Here is a 17,513-nt window from a genome sequence, read left to right as displayed (position 1 = left end):
CCCCCTTTTAAAAGGGGGCTTTTTGACTAGTTTCTTCTATTATATTGGCTCCTGTTTCAGGTCGGGCGGACAAGTGTAAATGTCTTCCCGAGTCTGGCGTATTCATTCCCCGCGAGCCTCGCCGCAGGCTGCAGTTCATCGGTCCGTATGTAGCCCTTATCGGCATCATATACTTGATCATTCAAATGAAAACAAACGACTCTGCCGATGATGAGGTCTGTCGTCGTTTCTCCGCCGTCATTTTGGAACGGAAGGTGGCGTTCGAGTATACATTCAAACCTGACCTTCGCTTCTTTTATACCGGGAACGCTGATGCAGGTGCTGTCTGTTACGGAAAGGTCTGTCAAGTCAAGCTCGCTGACATCAGGGCCAAGCCTTGCCGCCGTTTTGTTAATGTCTTCAATGATGGACTCATCACTGACATGCACGACGAAGTCCCGATGAGCGATTATGTTTCTCGCAGTGTCTTTCTGCGGTCCCTCCGCGCGGTTTACAGAAATGGCAAGAAGCGGCGGATCTGCGGAGACAACGTTATAAAAACTGAAGGGCGCCGCGTTTACGGCGCCGTTGATAGATGAACGCGTAGTGACAAATGCAATCGGCCGGGGAACTACTGTGCCCGAAAGCAATTTGTAGGTATCTTTCGCGTTCAATTCGTCTGCTCGTAAGATATGCATCATGTCAGCCGCCTTTCTTTTTCGTATGACCTGATTATACCGAAAGAAAATTCGGAAGCACAACAAAAGAAACCCGGATGCATATCTTATTTCGTGGCATATATCTGTTTGAGGAAAAAGGCTTCCGTTTAGCCGGCAGCCTATTTACAAGTGATATTAGGTTGTTGGGGGATTACTTCTTATAGTTTTTCTTTACAACCCAGACATTTCCGTCTTTCCAGTACTCTGTTTTGGTGCAGTAATCGTCTTTTTTATGGCTTTGTTTTTTATGAGAACGGTAAGGTTTTTTCTGAGTGCGTTTTTTCTTGCGGCGGCACGATTTTTTCTGACTGCGAGATTTTTTGTGAGAACGCGATTTTTTCTGACTGCGTGATTTTTTGTGAGAACGGCACGATTTTTTACGGCTGCGAGATTTTTTGTGAGAACGTGATTTTTTATGGCTGCGGGATTTTTTGTGAGAACGTGATTTTTTACAGCTGCGGGATTTTTTGTGAGAACGTGATTTTTTATGGCTGCGGGATCTTTTGTGAGAACGTGATTTTTTATGGCTGCGGGATCTTTTGTGAGAACGTGATTTTTTATGGCTGCGAGATTTTTTGTGAGAACGTGATTTCTTGTGGCTGCGAGATTTTTTATTTTTGCGGGACTTTCTTTTCTTACTGCTTTTTGGTTCTTGGTACAAATAATCTTTCAATCCCTCGGTGCTTGCGGACTTTACTGCTTCTTCGATATCAGAATGGGAATAGTGGCCCATTTTGAAACCTCCTCTTGATATATGTTTTAAGGATGCGATCCTTACTACCACATAGTACGCATGGATAAAAAAAGTGTATGTGTGTTCCGCTGAGTTTTATCGAAAAAGCACAGCCTAAATTAATACAAGGAGGTTTTCAGGTGAAAGACCAATCAGCATTGCCTTTATATCAGCTGTTTATTCACCCGAAGGACTTGTTGGAGCTGAAAAAAGACATTTGGGATGATGATCCGGTGCCCGCGGTGCTGAGAGTGAATCAAAAACGCCTTGACATTGATCTGGCGTACCGCGGCTCTCATATAAGAGACTTTAAGAAAAAATCGTATCACGTCACTTTTTATTCGCCGAAAACATTTCGCAGGGCTAAAGAAATACATTTAAACGCCGAGTACAAAGATCCGTCGATGATGCGGAATAAGCTGTCTCTCGATTTCTTCGCGGAGCTTGGAACGCTGTCGCCAAAGGCGAATTTCGTATCCTTGCAGATCAACGGCAAATATGAGGGTGTGTACCTTGAGCTGGAGTCAGTAGATGAATATTATCTGGCGAAACGGAACCTAGCTGACGGCGCTGTATTTTACGCGGTGGATGATGATGCAAATTTCTCCCTCGTCAGTGATTTGGAGCGGGATACGAAAACATCGCTCGAACTTGGCTATGAAAAGAAAACGGGAACGAAAGAAGACGATTTTTATCTGCAGGATATGATTTATAAAATTAATACCGTGCCGAAGTCAGAGTTCAAGGGGGAGATTATCAAACACTTGGACGCGGATAAGTATTTGCGGTGGCTTGCGGGCATCGTGTTTACCTCAAACTACGATGGGTTTGTTCATAATTACGCCTTGTACCGCAGCCATGAAACGGGACTTTTTGAAGTCATTCCGTGGGATTACGATGCGACGTGGGGACGAGACATTCACGGTGACCGGATGGAGGCTGATTATGTCAGAATACAAGGGTTTAATACCTTGACCGCAAGACTTCTGGATGAACCGTATTTCCGCAAAGCGTACAAACGGCTTTTGGAAGAGACGCTTCAGACCCGGTTTACCATTGAACATATGAAGCCGAAGGTCATGTCGCTGTATGAGCAGATCAGGCCGCATGTCGCGAAGGACCCTTATAAAAAAGATGAGCTTGACCGCTTTGACCGGGAGCCTGATGTGATTTGCGAATACATTAAGGAACGGTCTGCTTTCATCAGCAGCGAGTTAGAGCAGTGGAATATCTGATTTGGGGAGGAAGAAAGATTTTTTACAAATAGGCTGGTGAACCAGTTCCCGAAAAGAATCGTGATACGTATATATGCATTATGTTTGACATTAATGAGAAATATGACTAGGAGGACAATAGATGAAACGCAATACGAATCGGCATCGGTCTGATGACAACTTTCTGCATGCGATGGAAGGAAAAGTGATTACTGTCTATCGGGGAGGCCCGGAGTCCAAGACAGGAAGATTGGCAGACATTCAATCGGATTATATCGCTCTTCAGGTTGATAATAAAATCGTTTACTATCAATGGAAGCACGTGAAAAGCGTTACGGAAAATACGAGTGAGACCTTATCGCCGGTTGAGCCGGCAGAATGCGAGAGAGCTGATGATTTTCAAGACCTGATCAGCAGGATGACCAATCGCACGGTGCAATTGAATCAGGGAGGTCCGGAATCGAAAAGAGGAAAGCTTCACGAAACAGGGGATGATTTTCTCGTGCTGGAAACAGAAGATGACGGAATCGTCTATTTTAATGCCGACCATGTCAAAAGCATCAGCGCGGAACAAGAAGAGGACGGCCAAGAGGAGGAGCGCCCGGAATTTGAAATGGCTGATGATTTTCACGGCATATTTAAACGCCTGATCCACAAGTGGGTTTCCATCAACCGCGGAGGTCCTGAAGCCGTTGAAGGTATACTTGTGGATAATTCTGACGGCCACTATACTCTTGTGAAAGATAAAGAAGTGCTGCGGATCTATCCTTTTCATATTAAGAGCATCAGCGCAGGGGCAAAAGGAGCGGCTAAAAAAGACGAGAATCAAGACGAGAATAAAGATGAGAAAGAGTGCACTGAAGAAGAATCACATGAAGAGCAGCAGACGTCCTCTAAAAAATCGAAAAGATCATCAAAGTCCGTACGATCCTCAAAACGGGAAGAAGATGAATCTTATAGCTACGCCACTGTATTAAGAACAATAGATTACCGGTGGAAACGCGGCCGTAAATGACCGGAAAGATTGTCCGTAAACGCGGGAGAGGGGGGAATGAAATGGCTGGGTTAAGCAGATTTCTGGATAAACAAGTCGATATTGAGATATCGGGAAATACAACATTTTCAGGAACTCTTTTGGATATCGGGCATGATATCATTGTGATCCATGACGGCCGGACGTTTCTTTATATCCCGCTGCTGCATCTGCAGCGGATGACTTTGACTGTGCCGGACGATGAGAATAAAGGGCCGCACACAAGAGAAGAAAGTCCGCATCCTGAAAAACAGGAACATTCATTTTCTTACCGGAATACCCTCCAGCATATAAAAGGCAGATTTACAGAAATATTCGTTACGGGAGACCGGTCCATTCATGGCTATGTAACAAGTGTTTTAAACGATTATTTTGTTTTCTTCTCTCCGGTTTATAAGACGCTTTTCATCTCAATGCATCATTTAAAATGGCTGACACCATATTCCGATGAGCAGACGCCGTATACATTAAACAGCTCAGAACTGCCGGTCGTTCCCGCCAGTGTGCCCCTTGTCCGGAATTTTGAGGAGCAATTAAAAAAATATACCGGCAAATTGATTATTCTGGATTTAGGAGATATACCGAATAAAGTGGGGCTGTTACAGGACGTCTCAGATAACATTCTTGAATTGACCAATGCGAACGGAGATACGGTCTTTTGGAAATTGAATCATTTAAAAACCATGCACCTCCCATAAATAATAAAACTGCCTCTCTTATACAGCAGGCAGTTTTTTTCATCGGAGCTAAAGATAGATCCAGCTGATCCAAACATATAAAACGGTAATGGTAAATACAACGGTGAGAGGGACAACGACAATGGTCGTTTTGATATATTCTGACCAAGAGACTTTTTCGCCGTGCTGTCTGATGATATGCATCCAGATCAGCGTGGCTAATGTCCCGATCGGCAGAAGCAATGATCCGATATCACTGCCGATAATATTAGCTAAATAAATGATTTTTACGGTTAATGGGTCAATTGACATTTCAGTTAATGTCAAGGTGCTGATCATTAGGGCAGGATGGTTATTAAACAAATTAGAGAGGACGGATGTAGCAATACCCATAATAGAAGCCGCGTGGGCAATGCTCTGTGAGACATAAGGCTCAATATACTGAACAAGCAATGCGGTCAGTCCGATATTATGCAGTCCGTAGATGATAATGTACATCGTGAAGGCAAAAACAAAGATATGCCAGGGCGCTTTCCTTAATAAGTCTGCTGGGCCGATTTTTAAATGAAACCATCTCCAGGCAAGCAGGATGACTGAACTGATGACTGCCACAAGTGAAACGGAAATGCCGCTGTATGAAGCGGCAAACAGACTGACCCGCACTAACAATACAAACGCTAAAACACAAAACATGATTTTCGTACGGCTGTTTTGGGCCTGATCCGGCGGAGGCTGAAGCGGATGATATCTTTTGTGTTCCAGTGAATCAAAATGAACCGGAATATCGGGGAGCTGTTTCGGCAAGCGGCGGTAAAAAACAGCAAACAGCAGAAAGGCCATAAACACGAGCCCCAGCGTGCCGGGGATAAACATCATATTGGTGTACAAATAAAGGTCCATGCCTATCATTTTGAGAGAAATTAAATTGACGATATTACTGACGCCGATAGGAGTGCTTGCCGCCGTCGCAATTAAGACGCCGCTGATTAAATAGGGCGTTTTATGATGTTTTTTAAGTCCGAGATACTTTAATACCAACAGTAAAATAGGAGTGGTGATTAAGACGCTGCCGTCATTATTCAGAAAGAGCGTCATTGAAAAACAAAGCAGGTTGGTCAGCCAAAACAGCCGGATGCCTGATCCTCTAGCGCGATGGAGCAGCTTGGCTGCCGCCCAATTAAAAAAACCGAAGCTTTCGAGCGCGATCGCCATAATCATTGTGGAAATAATGGTGATCGATGCTCCGGTGACTTTAGACCCTATATCTCCTAAATCATGAAAGGAAACGGTTCCGCATAACAAAACGAAAATGGCGCCCAGCGATGCCGGAACGGCTTCATTTAATCCCCGGGGTCTCCAAAAAATAAGAATAATGGTCACAAAGAAAGAAATCAGGGTCAATATGACGCTAATATGTGTAATATGTTCTGCCTCCTTTTTGGATGGGTCATTGCCGCCCCGTTATTTTTATCCCTCCTGATCAGTTGTACTGTATGTATACGAGTACAGGCCGAAAGGTGTACTGAGCGTTTCTACTAATTTAGTAAAATTCCATTAAAGCACAAAAAAAAAGAGGCTGCTTCTCGGCGTCCTCTTTTTTATACTTTTTCCTTATCCGCCTGCAATAAAGCCTGGCGTTTATTGATAATCTCCAAGAAATGTTTCAGGATCGGGTTTTGGTTGTCCTTGCGGTAGGCGATGACCCAATCGGCGGTAAGCTGAACCTGATTGATGTCGCGATAGGCGACTTCGAGATTAAACAGTTTTTTAGCTGAAGAAGGCACGAAGGTTACACCGATTCCGGCGCTTACCAATCCGATCACCATTTGATACTCCGTCGCTTCCTGAACAATTTTCGGTTTAAAGCCCGCCTGCTCGCAATAGTTTACAAATTCCAGGTATAAAGTAGGCCATGTTTCTTTCGCCAGTGTGATAATCGGTTCATTTTCTAAATCCTGAATGTCGATTGTCTCTTTGGCGGTAAGCGGGTGCTGCTTCGGCAAGGCCAGAATGCAAGGACTGCTCTGCACCTTTTCCATATGTAAAGCCGAATGCTGTAAAGGCGGATGAAGGATGCCGATATCAATGTTGCCTTTCAGAAGCTCTTCCTGCTGTCTGAAAGAAGAGATTTCACGCAGATCAAGCTTGACGGAGGGGAATTTTTCGCGGAATTCCCGAATGATCGGCGGCAGAAATTCATATGTGGCTGAGCCGACAAAACCGACGACAAGCCGGCCGAGCTCTCCCCGCGCTGTCCTCTGCGCCATTTCAATCGCTTTTTCTATTTGTTCGATCGCGTTTCTGCTGTGTTTCAAAAAACTTTCTCCGGCAGCAGAAAGCTCTACAACCCGTTTCGTGCGCTTTAATAAAGTCACGCCGACTTCTTTCTCAAGCTGTTTGATCTGCTGGCTGAGAGGCGGCTGTGTCATATTTAACCGAAGCGCGGCTTTGCCGAAATGAAGTTCTTCAGCAACAGCAATAAAGTATTGAAGATGGCGAAGCTCCATCCTTATCCATTCCTTTCCCTTTGTTAATTATTCGTGAAACATATTAATCATACGGCGAATTGATATTGGAGGTCAATTTCCAAAGGGTGTATAGTGAATAATATCACAAATTACTTAAAATTTTATATTTAATATGCATAATAAGGAGTGAGGGTGTTGGCAAAAGCAACAAATGAACTGAGAACCTCTGGAAAAAATCGCGGGGCGGAGCTTGTTGTTGATTGCTTAGTGGAGCAAGGTGTCACACATGTTTTTGGCATTCCGGGTGCAAAAATTGATGCAGTATTTGATGCGTTAAAAGATAAAGGACCTGAACTGGTTTTATGCCGTCACGAACAGAACGCTGCGTTTATGGCAGCGGCTGTCGGAAGACTGACAGGAAAACCTGGCGTTTGTCTCGTTACTTCAGGCCCGGGGGCATCCAACTTAGCGACCGGCTTGTTAACGGCTAATACAGAAGGTGATCCGGTAGTGGCACTGGCGGGAAACGTGATTCGCGCGGACCGGTTAAAACGGACACACCAATCATTAGACAATGCGGCACTATTTCAGCCGATCACAAAATACAGTGTAGAAGTACAGGAAACAGGGAATATACCAGAAGCGGTAACAAACGCCTTCAGGGCAGCGTCAGCAGGTCAGGCAGGCGCGGCTTTTGTGAGCTTTCCGCAGGATGTTGTGAATGAAATCACAAATGTTAAAAACGTACGCAGCGTGCCGACGCCGAAACAAGGCCCTGCACCGGAATCAGCGGTCAGCGCGGCTATCGCCAAAATCCAGACGGCGAAACTTCCCGTTCTGTTAGTCGGCATGAAAGGCGGAAGACCGGAAGCGGTAAAACAAATCCGCAAACTGCTTGCCAAAACAAAACTGCCTTTCGTTGAAACGTACCAAGGGGCCGGCACATTGTCCAGAGAGCTTGAAGACCAATATTTCGGCCGGATCGGACTGTTCCGCAACCAGCCTGGCGATCTTCTGCTTGAACAGGCGGATGTCGTATTAACGATCGGTTATGATCCGATTGAATACGATCCGAAGTTCTGGAACGTAAACGGCGACCGTGCTATTATCCATCTTGACGAAATTCAGGCCGATATCGATCATGCCTATCAGCCGGAATTAGAGTTATTAGGGGATATCGCCGCAACGGTTAAACAAATCGAGCACGATGCGGTGACATTCGATATGGGCAGCCGTGAACAAGAAGTGCTGAGCGAATTAAAACAAATGCTGACAGACAGCGAGAAGGCGCCAAGCGATCATAAATCCGACAGAGTGCATCCTCTGCAAATCGTCCAAGAACTTCGCAGCGCAATTGCTGACGATGTGACCGTTACTTGTGACATCGGTTCTCACGCGATCTGGATGTCCCGCTACTTCCGCGCTTATGAGCCGCTGAAGCTGATGATCAGCAACGGCATGCAGACATTGGGCGTAGCGCTTCCTTGGGCGATTGCCGCCACATTGGTGAATCCGGGTGAAAAAGTCGTATCCGTTTCAGGAGACGGAGGATTCCTGTTCTCCGCAATGGAACTTGAAACGGCAGTCCGCTTAAAAGCGCCGATCGTTCACCTTGTATGGAATGACAGCACATATGATATGGTCGCATTCCAGCAAATGAAAAAATACAACCGTACATCATGCGTAGATTTCGGAAACATTGACATCGTAAAATATGCAGAAAGCTTCGGCGCCACCGGCTTGCGTGTCGAGTCACCGGAACAGCTGGCAGACGTGCTGCAAAAAGGCTTGAACACAGAAGGCCCTGTCATCATCGACATTCCTGTCGATTACAGTGACAACGTTCATTTATCAAGTGACATGCTTCCGAAGCAATTCAAAGAAAGAATGAAAGCAAAAGCTCTCTAGCACTCTGCGCACCATGACCTGTTTTCTAAAACAGCCTAATTTAAAAGGAGTGAAGAGAATGAAAAATGCAAACGACATCCAAGTGATGAGCCGCGGAGAAAAAGGCTCACCTGAGGATCAGATCTATCAAGTATCAACAATGACATCTCTGCTGGACGGAGTATATGACGGAGATTTTGATATGGCTGACATTCCGAAGTTCGGTGATTTCGGAATCGGCACTTTCAACAAACTGGACGGGGAATTAATCGGATTTGACGGACAATTTTACCGTCTGCGCGGCGACGGAACGGCTACGCCTGTGAAAGGCGGGGACCTGTCACCATTCTGTTCATTCACATTTTTTACACCGGATATGACGCATACGATCGACGGCGAAATGACCCGTGAAGAATTCGAACAGGAAATGGCAAGCCTTCTCCCTAGTAAAAACTTATTTTATGCGATCCGTTTAGACGGTGTATTTAAAAAGGTGCAGACGAGAACGGTAGAACGTCAGGAGAAACCGTACGTTCCGATGATCGAAGCGGTGAAAACACAGCCTGTGTTCAACTTTGACGACATTCAGGGAACGATTGCCGGCTTCTGGACGCCAGGCTACGCAAACGGCATCGCTGTTTCCGGGTATCACCTGCACTTCATTGATGAAGGCCGCAATTCCGGCGGACATGTGTTTGACTATATCATTAAAGATTGCAAAGTGACCATTTCTCAAAAAATGAACATGAATCTCAAGCTTCCGAATACGGCGGACTTTTTCAACGCGAATTTAGATAATCCGAATTTCGCGAAGGATATTGAAACAACCGAAGGAAGCCCTGAATAAATGAAAAAAGAAAGCCCGTTTTTCTCCCGGGCTTTCTTTTTATTTGGCTGAATCGGCAATGATTAGGTAAAATACAGTCAAAAGGGAAAGGTGTGGTAGCTGTGAAAGTTTTGGTATTGGCGGTTCACCCTGACATGGAAAACTCAGTGGTCAATAAGGCGTGGACAGAAGAGTTAAAAAATCACGATGACATTACGGTCCGTGAGCTTTATAAAGAATATCCGGACGGGAAAATCAATGCGGAAAAGGAACGCCAGCTGTGTGAACAGTATGACCGGATCGTATTTCAATTTCCGCTGTACTGGTATAGTGCGCCTCCGCTTTTAAAAACATGGATGGATCATGTGCTGTCGTACGGCTGGGCTTACGGCTCCAAAGGCAAGGCGCTGCACGGCAAAGAATTACTGCTGGCTGTTTCCGTAGGTGCCGGAGAGGATGCATACCAGGCAGGCGGTTCCAACCACTTTACATTGAGCGAGCTTTTAAGGCCGTTTCAGGCAATGGCTAATTTTACGGGTATGACCTATTTGCCGGCTTTCGCGCTGTACGGTGTAAATGGGGCGGGTGCGGCAGATATTCGTGACAATGCGAGAAGTCTGGCGGATTACATAAAGAAATCATTTTAAAATGATCCGCTGATGCAGTATGCATTCGTCTTTATGTGACAATATTTCCTGAGAAATATTTCGAATTCTCGACAATTTTGACTGTCAGAAAGAAAAAAACGGATTTCGCGGTGAATGTGCGAAATCCGTTTTTGAAATTATGTCAGTTTTTGCAGATCTTTTGTGCTGATGTATCCAGTTGCGCCGCCGTAATCGACAAGCGCCCAGCCAAAATCAATGCCGCCGCCGGCAGTTTTTTTCCATCCTAAGAAAGAAACGCTCGTATTTTTAGCAAGGGAAGCTTTGACTGCTCGGTTTTCTGTAAATACTTTAGTTTTTGCGGTCGTTTTTACGGTTGTTGCTGCTTTAACAATATAATGAGTAGATACAAATCCTGTTTTTCCGTTTTTATAATGAATTTTTGCCCAGTCTGCGTTCTGGAATGAAACGATTTTTAAGCTTTCGCCTAAATGAAGGACATCAGCTTTCGGGCTGACAGCCGATGCTTTTGTTCTGACGTTCAATGCTTCCGCGGAAACGAGATAAGAGTCAAGCGGATAGCTGTACAGATCGTCAATCTTGACCGCTTCTTGCGCGTGTGTCTCAGGAAGAGGCGTTATTCCGGCAGCTGAAGCCGCTGATATCCCCGCTGCAAGGGTCAGGATGGATGCCGCTTTGGCTGTTTTCTTCATCTCTATCTCTCCTTTTACATCTTCTTTTCACGTTTTTCCGGAAATCTAAACATCGGACGGTTACTTTTGCGTTTGAAGTTTCAATGGAGCGGAAATGGTTTTTTTGATTTTTTCTCCTTTCAGCACCTGTTCCGCCGCTTCCGCCGCCAGTTTTCCGATCAGCTCCGGCTGTTGGGCGACCGTGGCTGTCAGCTTCCCGTTTTTAATGGAGGAAATCGCATCCTTATTTCCATCAAAACCGACAACCAGAATGTGTTTGCCTGAGCTGTTGATCGCTTCGAGCGCACCGAGCGCCATTTCATCATTATGGGCGAACACGGCTTTGATGTCAGGATGGCCCTGGAGCAGGTTTTCCATGACGGTCAATCCTTTAGTACGGTCAAAATCGGCCGCTTGCTTCGTTACGACATTCAGCTTTTTGTCGGCGATATGATGAAAGCCCGTACCGCGTTCCCGGGTTGCGGATGCGCCCGGAACTCCCTGCAATTCCGCGACTTTGGCGTCTTTTCCGAGCTGATCGGCGAGGTAGCCGGCCGCCATTTCTCCTCCTTTGACATTGTCAGAAGCGACAAGCGTTTCGACTTTGCCGTGTTCGGCTGAACGATCAAGCGCAATGACGGGAATGCCGAGGGAATTTGCAGATTCGACGGCGGTTGAAATCGCTGATGAATCGGTCGGATTGATCAGCAGCGCATCGACTCCCTGCTGGATCAGGTCTTCTACGTCATTCGACTGTTTTGATGAATCATTTTGGGCATCGACAATGATGACCTTCATGCCCCGTTTTTTGGCTTCTTTTACCACGCCGTCTTTTAATGAAACGAAGAACGGGTTGTTCAAAGTGGAGACGGAAAGTCCGAGTGTGAATTCTTTTTTATGTTTGGTATTTGACGGTTTTGCCCATTGGGGCGGTTCAAGTGAACAGGCGGACAGTAAAAACAGTGATAATGCCGCAATCGCGATGATGGCCTTCTTCATAATGATCCTCCTACTATGACGATTTTTTGCGGTCCAGCAGCACCGCGATTAAAATGACGATTCCTTTGACGACGAGCTGATAAAAAGACGATACGCCGAGAAGGTTCAAGCCGTTGTTCAGCGTACCGATAATCAAAACCCCGATCAGCGTACCGATGATGCGTCCCCGTCCGCCGGACAGGCTCGTTCCGCCTAAGACGACCGCTGCGATGGCGTCCAGCTCGTATGATTCCCCGGCCGTCGGCTGTGCGGAATTTAAGCGTGATGTCAGAATCGCTCCGGCCAGAGCCGATAATAAACCTGTCAGAGAATAGATCATGATCTTGATGCGGGGCACTTTGATACCGGAAATCAGCGCCGCTTTCTCATTGCCGCCGATGGCGTATGTCCGGCGTCCGAACGGTGTTTTGTGCAGAAGAACCCATAGGGCCGCAAATGCAATCAGCATGGTAATGGCGGGTACGGGGATGCCGAGAAAATAACCGCGCCCGAATAATTGAAACGCGTAATTTGTACCGAGTCCCGTAATCGGATTTCCGTCCGTATAAACGAGGGTCAGTCCGCGAAAGACCGTCATTGTCGCCAAAGTGGCGATAAACGGAGCCATTTTTCCTTTTGTGATTAATAAACCGTTCATCATGCCGAGTACGGCGCCGATCGCGCAGCCGATGATAACGGCTAAGATCGGGTCGATGCCTGATACCATCATACCGGCGACCAATGCGCTCGATAAGGCGAGGATGGCTCCGACAGAGAGATCAATGCCACCCGTTAAAATGACAAACGTCATTCCGAAAGCGATCAGCGCGTTAATCGCAACCTGCCGAAGAAGATTGAGAATATTGAGCGGTTCAAGAAAACTCGGGTTTAAAACGGAAACGATCAGCACAAGAATCAGTAAGCCGAGAAACGGACCGAGTTTTTGCGTAAAGGTATGAATGGAAAAACGCTGTTGTTCAGTTGATATCATTGGTTCAGTTTTCATTCTGCTGCCCTCCCGTGGCAAGTGTCATGATGTGTTCTTGTGTTGCGCCGGCCGCATTGATTTCTCCATTGATGCGTCCTTCATGGACGACGATGATTCTGTCACTCATGCCGAGAATTTCCGGCAGCTCGGAAGAAACCATGATGATGGCGACTCCGCGGTCGGTCAGCTCATTCATTAATGAATAGATCTCCCTTTTCGCGCCTACGTCGACGCCTCTTGTCGGTTCATCGAGAATGAGAACTTTTGGGCCGATTCCGATCCATTTGGCGATAACGACTTTCTGCTGATTTCCTCCTGATAAATGCCGCGCGGCGGTTTCCGGAGACGCGGTCTTAATGGTCAGCCGCTTGATCAGCAGCTCGACGAACTCCGCCTCGCGTTTTCGGTCAATGATGCCTTTCGGAGAAAAACTGGTCAGGTTCGGCAATGAGATGTTTTCACGAATGGACGTATCCAGAAGCAGTCCTTCATCTTTCCGGTTTTCTGTAATCAGGCCGAGTCCCTTCCGGATGGCATCAGCCGGACCCCGGATGCCGATTTTTCGGCCGGAAATCCAGATCTCTTCGGAATCGAGCCGGTCAATTCCAAACAGCGCCCTCATGATTTCTGTCCGTCCGGCCCCCATTAAGCCGGAAACACCAAGGATTTCTCCGGCGCGCACATGGAAACTGACCTGTGAAAAGCTTCCTTTTTTTGAGGCGTTTTTCACTTCGAGCACCTTATCGCCGAGTGACGGCGTGCGTGTCGGATACCGATCAGTCAGCTCCCGGCCGACCATTTTTTTGACCACTTCATCAAAATTAGTATCTTTTAAATGCGCCGTATCGACAGTGAGGCCGTCCCGCATAATGGTGATCCGGTCGCAAATTGAAAATATCTCTTCCATTCGGTGCGATATATAGACGATTGAAACGCCGTCTTGCTTTAACGCCGTCATTACGTCAAACAGCTTGCTGATTTCCCGTTCGGTCAGCGCCGCGGTCGGTTCGTCCATAATGATGACTTCGGCGTTTGTCATCAGCGCTTTAGCAATCTCAATCATCTGCTGCTGGCCGACGGAACATTGTCCGGCTTCCCGGTCAAGAGGAAGAGAGACTCCCAGTTTTTCAAGCTGTGATTTTGCTAGCGCTTTCATTTTCTTCGTTTCCAAAACGCCGAACGCCGTCGTCAGCTCTTTGCCGATAAACAGGTTTTCAAGCACCGTCATGTCCGGCCATATATTCAGCTCCTGGTGGATAAAAGCGATTCCGTGTTTTTCGGCTTCTTTTGGATTTGAGAAGGTCATATTTGTTCCGTTTATCGTAATGTTTCCCTTGTCGAGGCGGTGCAGTCCGGTGAGCAGATTCATTAAAGTCGATTTACCCGCTCCGTTTTCTCCCATTAAAGCGTGGATTTCTCCAGGCAGGAGCTCAAATGAGACGCCGGAGAGCACTTGATTTTTCCCGAATGCTTTATGAATGTCTGTCATGCTGATGTGCATGCTGGATCCCTTCCTTCTAGAAAATCACTCCCGCCTGCAGGATGCAGTTGGCGTATGGTGTCATTTCACCCGTTCGGATGACGGCTTTCGCTTTCTGTGTGAGCTGTTTGAATTCTTCGTGGGGCATGTACTCGATTGTCCGCTCTGAGAAATAGCTTTCTAGAAAACTTGCATTCTCAGGATTGGCGTCTTTGATTTCGGAGGCAGCCATCACCTTTTCGACTTCCATCTCCCCGGCCACCAGGCTGGTCACGTCCCGAAAGGCGGGAACGCCCGCCGTTAAGGACAAATCAATTTTAGGGACACCGTCTGGGACGGGGAGACCCGCATCGGCGATCGCGATGAGGTCTGTATGCCCGAGATCGGCTAATACTTTGTCAATGTGGCTGTTTAACATTCCGTGTTTCTTCATGACAGCAACTCCTCGACTGCTTTTCTGTCCGGCATGCCGCCCTGGGCGCCGAAATGCTGCACGGATAGGGAGGCGGCGCGGTTGGCAAACAGAAGCGCTTGTTCAATGTCCTGTCCTTCCGCGAGTGCGACGGCAAGTGCCGCATTAAAAGTATCACCGGCTCCTGTCGTGTCGACCGCTTCCACAGGGAAGGCGGGAACGAGCCGCTCTGCAGTGCCGTCAGAATACCGCACACCTTGTTTCCCTTCGGTAATAAACAGTTTGCCGGGATAGCCGGCTAGCGCCTCTTCTTTCGTCCGGCCAGGAAATAAAATGGATGCTTCATGTTCGTTCGGCGTAAGATAAGCGGCATCCTCAATCGTTGATTGTTTCAGCGGACGGGCCGGCGCCGGATTAAGGATCACCGGAATTTGATGCGCGCGGCAGTAGCTGCACACTTCTTCAACGGTTTCTTCGGGGATCTCCTGCTGGATCAGCACGATATCAATGCCGGGAAGTTTCGCGAGCGCGCTTTTGGCATCAGCGGGGGAGATGTCATCGTTTGCGCCTTTTACGACGACGATGCTGTTATCTCCTTCTGCGAGCACAATATGAGCCGTTCCGCTTTTTTGATGTGTAATCGTTTCCATATAGTCCGTATTGACACCGTTTGCCTGCAGGTTTTCAATAATCGCTTTTCCGTAGCTGTCACTGCCTACTTTCCCTACCATATATACGTCAGCGCCCAGGCGGGAAGCGGCTACGGCCTGATTTGCGCCTTTTCCCCCGGGCACGGTTTGAAAGTCTGCGCCCAGTACGGTTTCTCCCGCTTTCGGACGCCGTTCGGATGTGACGACAAGATCCATTGAACAGCTTCCGATAACACAAATTTCACTCACTTGTACTCATCCTTTCTCGTCGTTTGTCTTTCCATGTATGTGACTGGCATTTGAATGGACGTCTCTTTCGGCGGTTCTTTCTTTATTAATTGCAGCAGCAGGCTTGCCGCTCGTTTTCCCATCTCATATGCAGGCTGGCGGATCGTTGAAAGAGGCGGGAACAAGAGACTGCTCTGCGGAATATCGTCGTATCCGATAATCTGAATCTCCTCGGGAACTTTTTTACCGAGCCGCAGCGCCTCATGAAGGACGGCCGCCGCCGCAATGTCGTTGCTGGCAATGACGCCGTCAGTTTCCGGGAATGCGGCAAACAATTCTTCCGCTAAAATGGCGGCATCCTTGATGGAAAATGAAGCGGCGGAGATGACATTGAACTGCGCGCCCGCTTTTTGCAGCACGTCACGTGCGCCGTTAAAACGTTCCTGAGCGGTCGGAAGGCGGCCGGGGCCTTTGACGAGCGTGATGCTTGCGCTTTTGCCGCGAAGCATTTCCTCAGCCGCCCGTTTTCCGCCTGCCCGGCCGTCACTGAATACGGAAGGAGCGCCTTCTTTTGCCCGGTCCAGAAATACGACCGGGTAAAGGCTCCCGCTGTATTCGGGAAGATCGGGATAATTGGTGGCCGCCAAAATTCCGGCAACTTGATTTTGTTTAAATGTCTGCAGATAGTCGAGCTCTTTTTCCAATTCCTCATCGCTGTTGCCGATCATCAGCCGGTACCCCTCCCGCTGCAATTCGTCTTCAGCGCCGCGGGCAAGCTGCGGGAAAAAGGGATTCGTAATATCCGGAAGCAAAAGTCCGACCAGTCTGGATTCTCTTTTATAAAGAGAGCGGGCAACTTCATTCGGATAATAATTCAGCTTCTCCATGGCAAGCATGACCTTCGTTCTTGTATCTTCATGCACGTAGCCGTTGTCATTGAGGACACGCGAGACCGTGGCAACAGAGACGCCGGCAGCGCCTGCGACATCTTTAATCGTTGCCAACAAACACTCCTCCTCTATTTATGTAACCGTTTACATAAAAAGAGTATCACGAATATTTTCGCTTGGCAACAAAAAAAAGAGGCCGGAGCCTCTATTCATTCACGATACCGATTTGAGAGATGTTCACTTTGATATCAGGGACAATCTCTATGGAAGGATAGACCTCACGCCCAATTGAGATGCTTGCTCCGCTCGTTCAGATTGGCTGAGGCTTGTTTGTTCATTTTGCCGATAGCCGCATAGGAATTCAGCTTGTCTTTCGGATATTCCAAGGCACGTGTATTCAGCTTTAAATGAATTTTTACTTTCAGATGCCGGCGGGGATCATTGTCCATTCCTTTTTTATGCATTTTATAAATTAGAGGAATTTCTTGATGCTGCTTGCTGTTTTTCCATAAACTCCACAATTATGGATGAACTTTTCTTGAACGAATTTAAAGATTTATTAAAATTATTTCAAAAGAGTGAGAAATGGCCTGTAAACGGAACGAAAGCAGATAGGCTTTCCGCATATAAAATGTATATTTCTTGTAAACACTCCGGACCCGTCTGTTTCTGTCATGTACAAGACATCCCAATAGTTATTTTGGAATGGGACTGACAGCAGAATACAGGGGAAAAATGAATGACTTTAAGACCTTATTCTTAACAAAACAGGAAGTCTGCATCCAGCGGACATAGAGTCCGAAAACGTATGCGCAGTGCGGAAAACACTGGTATAAAAGGCTGGATAAGATGGATTATGATTACATCTTTTTCTTCCGGAACGCGAATAGTTCTATTAGTCCAAATAAATAGACGAGGGAAAATGTAAACGCATTCATTTTTTCTGAAAAAAATTGAAGTAAGTTCTAAGTCCTGCCGATTCCCAAAAAAAGCAATTCAATAATAGGAAGAATAGCGTCACTAATAGAGAAGTTTGGCTCAGTGAAAGCGGGAA

Annotated in this window: 17 protein-coding genes and 1 pseudogene; 6 read left to right on the top strand and 12 right to left on the bottom strand. The window is 47.0% G+C overall.

All coding sequences use genetic code 11. The features are described from left to right. Window positions 1-56 precede the first annotated feature (56 nt). On the bottom strand, window positions 57-677 hold the full coding sequence (locus tag AD710_RS05810) for a flavin reductase family protein (RefSeq protein WP_049627541.1): 621 nt from the start codon (window positions 675-677) through the stop codon (window positions 57-59). 172 nt (window positions 678-849) lie between these two features. Further along, window positions 850-1,431, bottom strand: coding sequence for a CotG/ExsB N-terminal domain-containing protein (cotG, locus tag AD710_RS05805; protein ID WP_049627540.1), 582 nt, complete (start codon window positions 1,429-1,431; stop codon window positions 850-852). Window positions 1,432-1,571: 140 nt separating this feature from the next. Between cotG and AD710_RS05800 the strand changes: the two genes are divergently transcribed. The 3 genes from AD710_RS05800 to AD710_RS05790 all read left to right on the top strand — a co-directional run bounded on the left by AD710_RS05800 (window position 1,572) and on the right by AD710_RS05790 (window position 4,376). Further along, complete coding sequence (locus AD710_RS05800) at window positions 1,572-2,666, top strand: CotH kinase family protein (RefSeq protein WP_047475830.1); 1,095 nt, start codon at window positions 1,572-1,574, stop codon at window positions 2,664-2,666. A gap of 121 nt (window positions 2,667-2,787) precedes the next feature. Then, window positions 2,788-3,660 (top strand): hypothetical protein, encoded by an 873-nt coding sequence (locus AD710_RS05795; protein WP_049627539.1) that lies wholly within the window; start codon window positions 2,788-2,790, stop codon window positions 3,658-3,660. A 41-nt stretch (window positions 3,661-3,701) separates the two neighbouring features. Beyond that, entirely contained in the window at window positions 3,702-4,376 is a 675-nt protein-coding gene (locus tag AD710_RS05790; RefSeq protein WP_049627538.1) for a hypothetical protein, read from the top strand. 48 nt (window positions 4,377-4,424) lie between these two features. On the opposite strand, the gene AD710_RS05785 is transcribed toward AD710_RS05790, so the two are convergent. Beyond that, on the bottom strand, window positions 4,425-5,756 hold the full coding sequence (locus AD710_RS05785) for an arsenic transporter (protein WP_049627537.1): 1,332 nt from the start codon (window positions 5,754-5,756) through the stop codon (window positions 4,425-4,427). 197 nt (window positions 5,757-5,953) lie between these two features. Continuing rightward, window positions 5,954-6,862 (bottom strand): acetoin biosynthesis transcriptional regulator AlsR, encoded by a 909-nt coding sequence (alsR, locus tag AD710_RS05780; protein ID WP_016937719.1) that lies wholly within the window; start codon window positions 6,860-6,862, stop codon window positions 5,954-5,956. Between the two features lie 156 nt (window positions 6,863-7,018). Here alsR and alsS point away from each other — a divergent pair, with 156 nt between their 5' ends. From alsS to AD710_RS05765, 3 genes are all read left to right on the top strand, one after another. Next, the gene (gene alsS / locus AD710_RS05775) at window positions 7,019-8,731 is read left to right on the top strand and encodes an acetolactate synthase AlsS (RefSeq protein ID WP_045926539.1); all 1,713 of its coding nucleotides are present in this window, start codon (window positions 7,019-7,021) and stop codon (window positions 8,729-8,731) included. Window positions 8,732-8,789: 58 nt separating this feature from the next. Continuing rightward, the gene (gene budA, locus AD710_RS05770; RefSeq protein WP_016937721.1) at window positions 8,790-9,557 is read left to right on the top strand and encodes an acetolactate decarboxylase; all 768 of its coding nucleotides are present in this window, start codon (window positions 8,790-8,792) and stop codon (window positions 9,555-9,557) included. A gap of 101 nt (window positions 9,558-9,658) precedes the next feature. Further along, a complete protein-coding gene (locus AD710_RS05765) occupies window positions 9,659-10,183 on the top strand; it encodes an NAD(P)H-dependent oxidoreductase (RefSeq protein WP_049627536.1) in 525 nt (174 codons plus the stop codon). Between the two features lie 137 nt (window positions 10,184-10,320). On the opposite strand, the gene AD710_RS05760 is transcribed toward AD710_RS05765, so the two are convergent. From AD710_RS05760 to AD710_RS05725, 8 genes and pseudogenes are all read right to left on the bottom strand, one after another. After that, window positions 10,321-10,854, bottom strand: a complete 534-nt coding sequence (locus AD710_RS05760; protein ID WP_049627535.1) for an SH3 domain-containing protein — start codon at window positions 10,852-10,854, stop codon at window positions 10,321-10,323. Between the two features lie 60 nt (window positions 10,855-10,914). After that, window positions 10,915-11,832, bottom strand: coding sequence for a ribose ABC transporter substrate-binding protein RbsB (gene rbsB, locus AD710_RS05755; protein ID WP_049627534.1), 918 nt, complete (start codon window positions 11,830-11,832; stop codon window positions 10,915-10,917). A 13-nt stretch (window positions 11,833-11,845) separates the two neighbouring features. Continuing rightward, entirely contained in the window at window positions 11,846-12,817 is a 972-nt protein-coding gene (gene rbsC, locus AD710_RS05750; RefSeq protein WP_049627533.1) for a ribose ABC transporter permease RbsC, read from the bottom strand. Then, the gene (locus AD710_RS05745; protein WP_049627532.1) at window positions 12,807-14,300 is read right to left on the bottom strand and encodes a sugar ABC transporter ATP-binding protein; all 1,494 of its coding nucleotides are present in this window, start codon (window positions 14,298-14,300) and stop codon (window positions 12,807-12,809) included. Before AD710_RS05745 ends, rbsC begins: the two co-directional genes overlap by 11 nt. Before the next feature lie 16 nt (window positions 14,301-14,316). Continuing rightward, entirely contained in the window at window positions 14,317-14,712 is a 396-nt protein-coding gene (gene rbsD / locus AD710_RS05740; protein WP_049627531.1) for a D-ribose pyranase, read from the bottom strand. After that, a complete protein-coding gene (rbsK, locus tag AD710_RS05735; RefSeq protein ID WP_049627530.1) occupies window positions 14,709-15,590 on the bottom strand; it encodes a ribokinase in 882 nt (293 codons plus the stop codon). The genes rbsD and rbsK overlap by 4 nt, the downstream gene beginning before the upstream one ends. Continuing rightward, window positions 15,587-16,573: a LacI family DNA-binding transcriptional regulator gene (locus tag AD710_RS05730; RefSeq protein WP_049627529.1), complete on the bottom strand. Its 987-nt coding sequence runs from the start codon at window positions 16,571-16,573 to the stop codon at window positions 15,587-15,589. Before AD710_RS05730 ends, rbsK begins: the two co-directional genes overlap by 4 nt. 91 nt (window positions 16,574-16,664) lie before the next feature. Next, a pseudogene (locus tag AD710_RS05725) lies at window positions 16,665-16,908 on the bottom strand (Ger(x)C family spore germination protein); the annotation flags it as partial. Window positions 16,909-17,513: the final 605 nt, after the last annotated feature.

Origin of the sequence: Bacillus sp. JFL15, assembly GCF_001184225.1 — a bacterium.
Classification (GTDB): Bacteria; Bacillota; Bacilli; order Bacillales; family Bacillaceae; genus Bacillus; species Bacillus siamensis.
The sequence above is the reverse complement of the archived record's forward strand: the minus strand, read 5'-3'. Positions and strand labels throughout refer to the sequence as shown.